Genomic DNA, 3,236 nt, shown 5'->3' on the forward strand with positions numbered 1-3,236 from the left:
AACCGAAGAACACGGCGGTGCGGAGTCCGGAGAGTAACGGAATAGCAGAGAGCTTCGTGAAAACGATAAAGCGTGACTACATCAGTATCATGCCCAAACCAGACGGGTTAACGGCAGCAAAGAACCTTGCAGAGGCGTTCGAGCATTATAACGAATGGCATCCGCATAGTGCGCTGGGTTATCGCTCGCCACGGGAATATCTGCGGCAGCGGGCTTGTAATGGGTTAAGTGATAACAGATGTCTGGAAATATAGGGGCAAATCCAATAATGCATATTTGCATTACAAGCAACGAGATAATGCAAAATTATTGCATTCCTGTCTGTTGCATTTTTTATGATAATCTGAATATTCGTAAAAATCTGATTTTTTAGTATGTATAAAAGAAGAGCAGGTAATTAACTGAACCTGCTCTTCTTTTATTATTTTTTTAACATAGAAAGATTGCGTCTGGTTTGTTCTTCGAAATCATCTTTTGAAGTGATGCTCTCTGATTTGTTTTCTGAAGATGCCTCTATGATGTTTTTTAACACACTTATATCAATTGATGTGGATGTGTATCCTGTTGTTTGTTCTATAAGTTTCACCAGATTTTCTGCAGTGATTTTCTCACTGAAAAAACCGCTGATTAGCGTTAACAGTCGGGGGTCAACAGAATAAAGAGCTGCTCCGCAAATAAGGGATTGTCTGTAGAAATCTCCCCGCATTTGTACTGGGAGAGAGTCTATTGTTTGTTGTGTCAGGTTGTCCTGCGGATAAAGTGCCGGGTGCAGGTATGCCACAACTTTCTTTCTTTTTTTTGGATCACTGCTTTCCATTACGCATGCACCATTGCTTTCACCAATGCAAACTGAGGTTCATCCACCTTGTTCACTTTCAGATTCGGGAAATATTGCTTTATGTGAGGGTAAATAAGCTCGGCTCCTCCGCCAGTGAGATAGATTCGGTTCATTCCTGAGAATGTTGAAATTTCCTGCCTGATGCTTTCTGCCAGAGATTTCACTTCTCTGTCTATTATATGAGAAATGTTTTTTATTTCAGCTACATCATTTATTAATGTCTGGAGATATTCATTATCGTGTCTGTTTTTTATTAACTCATCAGCAATAAAATAATTACATGGTGTGGAGGCTTTCGTCAGCGCATTCATGACGGTATGAGTGATGCGGGATGTCCCGATTTCTGAATAGCCACGGATTTCAGAAATGCCTTCAAATGCACCGAGAATTAAACCACAATCCAGAGTGGTTCCTCCAAGATCGATAATCAGGCTGCGTTCAAGTTTGTTTACTTTATCTTTTTTTAGTGATTCAAATGCAGCTGGCAAAGATTCAGGCATTACATTAACTTTTTTAATTTTAAATGTTTCCCCTTTATTCAGAGATATCTCACGGAGAACATTTGCCTTTTTTCTTTCTATTCTTTCTTCATTTGGTTGATTGTCATTATCAAAGAATTCGGTCACAGGTAATGTTACTGTCAGTTCTACATCCTGTGGCTGAAGGCCGGATGTCAGCAGTGCATGATGTATGGCAAGCAGATTGGTGGTGCTGTATTGATAACTGACATGTGTTGTACCTATGACAGCAGTGCTTCCCAAATCATAGGTGTATTTTTTTTCATCCACGACGTAATTGTACACTTTGCCGGCATTAAACAGTCCCGGGTTCCAGCCTTCTTTAAAGCTGTTTCCTGACAGACTGGTTCTTACCTCGCCATCTTCAAGCCAGGCCAGTTTTACGTTAGTTGAACCATCATCGCATGATACTTTTAGCATTCTTTTTGCCTCGTTTTGAGTTTGTGTTTATCTCAAATTGAGCATCCTTTATGTCGGTGTATCTTTTTGAGTTTTTTATTGTTTCTTATTGTGACTCATTTTGAGTCTATGTCAAGCGGTGTTGTTCTTTTAGAGTCTCTTTATGTTCTTGTTGTGGTTCATTTTGAGTTCTTATTGGTTTCTCATTTTGCGCCACGAACTGAGACGGATACTACTTAACTAGGCCGTGCCGGCACGTTAACCGGGCTGCATCCGATGCAAGTGTGTCGCTGTCGCCGGCCTCCTCACCCGGTCACGTTTCGTCGTTCCTCCTCCACGCGCTGCGGCTTCGGGGCCGCACCTGCATTCGTATGCGGTCGCCCGGTTACAGGTGCGGCACGGCCTGATGGAGGCCGCATGTGAGAGGAGAATTCCCATGCCAAACTGGTGCTCGAATGTGCGACATGAAGTCGCCTGAATAATTGTTCCAGCGGAGTTCGATTCCGTCAGGGAACCTGATGTTCCGTCATCAGTAGCCTACTGACACATGCGTCACTGGTAACGGTGGGGTGTGAAGCTGTCAGGACAATGAAACCGGATCTTCGGATCGCATGAAACCGTGAGGTTACATGTAATCTGCCAGCATCAGGCGGAGGAGGTCTAGGCTCGGTAGCATGACTAACATATGTGAACTGCTGAAGCGTCGTTAACCAGAACAAGCCAAAGATGCTGACAGGCTTGAACCAAAAGGTATGTGGTTGGTTACTCCTCTGTTTGCTAGGGGTACACGGACAATAAACCACCGGTGTTGTGAGCAGAGTCTAACCTACTGTTGTTATTCAGGTGGAACATGGTAAGCCCGTATCGCTGCCTCGTGAGGCAGGTTAACCGCAAGGGATACTGTTGGCGGTGCGGGTAAAAGAAGGTGGAAAAAGCGAATGCCAGTCTGTAATGGACCGGATAAGGGTTGAGCCCGGCAACATTACCCTACGCGAAAGCGGGCAGACTTCCACTGGGTCTTTCATTACGAGTGAAGTGGTCAACAAAAACTGGCCACCGAGTTAGAGTTTTTCCAGTATCGATTTTCCGATTCGTTTGGGGTAACCCACCACCGGCATCCATTCGTTCTTCAGACTCCTGAAGAAGCGTTCCATTGGGCTGTTATCCCAGCAGTTTCCGCGCCGGCTCATACTCTGTCTGATCTGGTATCGCCACAATAACTGCCGGAACTGCCTGCTCGTATAATGACTGCCCTGATCGCTGTGGAACATCACCCCGCCGGGCTTACCACGGGTTTCCCATGCCATTTCCAGCGCTTTCATGGTGAGCCTGCTGTCCGGCGAGAACGACATGGCCCAGCCCACTGGTTTTCTTGCGAACAGGTCGAGAACAACGGCGAGGTACGCCCAGCGCTTACCCGTCCAGATACAGGTCACATCACCGCACCACACCTGATTTGGCTCGGTCACGGCGAACTGCCT

General features: G+C 45.6%; 3 protein-coding genes and 1 pseudogene. 1 reads left to right on the forward strand and 3 read right to left on the reverse strand.

What is annotated here, in order from left to right; translation table 11 throughout:
* A partial coding sequence (locus tag BFF42_RS13780; RefSeq protein ID WP_024167457.1) for an integrase core domain-containing protein occupies positions 1-254 on the forward strand: 254 nt, incomplete at its 5' end.
* A 167-nt stretch (positions 255-421) separates the two neighbouring features.
* On the opposite strand, the gene BFF42_RS13785 is transcribed toward BFF42_RS13780, so the two are convergent.
* The 3 genes and pseudogenes from BFF42_RS13785 to BFF42_RS13810 all read right to left on the reverse strand — a co-directional run.
* Positions 422-817, reverse strand: coding sequence for a plasmid partitioning/stability family protein (locus BFF42_RS13785; protein ID WP_000445931.1), 396 nt, complete (start codon positions 815-817; stop codon positions 422-424).
* Positions 817-1,776, reverse strand: a complete 960-nt coding sequence (locus BFF42_RS13790) for a plasmid segregation protein ParM (RefSeq protein WP_000921951.1) — start codon at positions 1,774-1,776, stop codon at positions 817-819. Before BFF42_RS13790 ends, BFF42_RS13785 begins: the two co-directional genes overlap by 1 nt.
* 1,018 nt (positions 1,777-2,794) lie before the next feature.
* Positions 2,795-3,236: pseudogene (locus tag BFF42_RS13810) on the reverse strand (IS3 family transposase); the annotation flags it as partial.

Source organism: Shigella sp. FC1661 (assembly GCF_001712525.1).
Taxonomy (GTDB): Bacteria; Pseudomonadota; Gammaproteobacteria; order Enterobacterales; family Enterobacteriaceae; genus Escherichia; species Escherichia coli.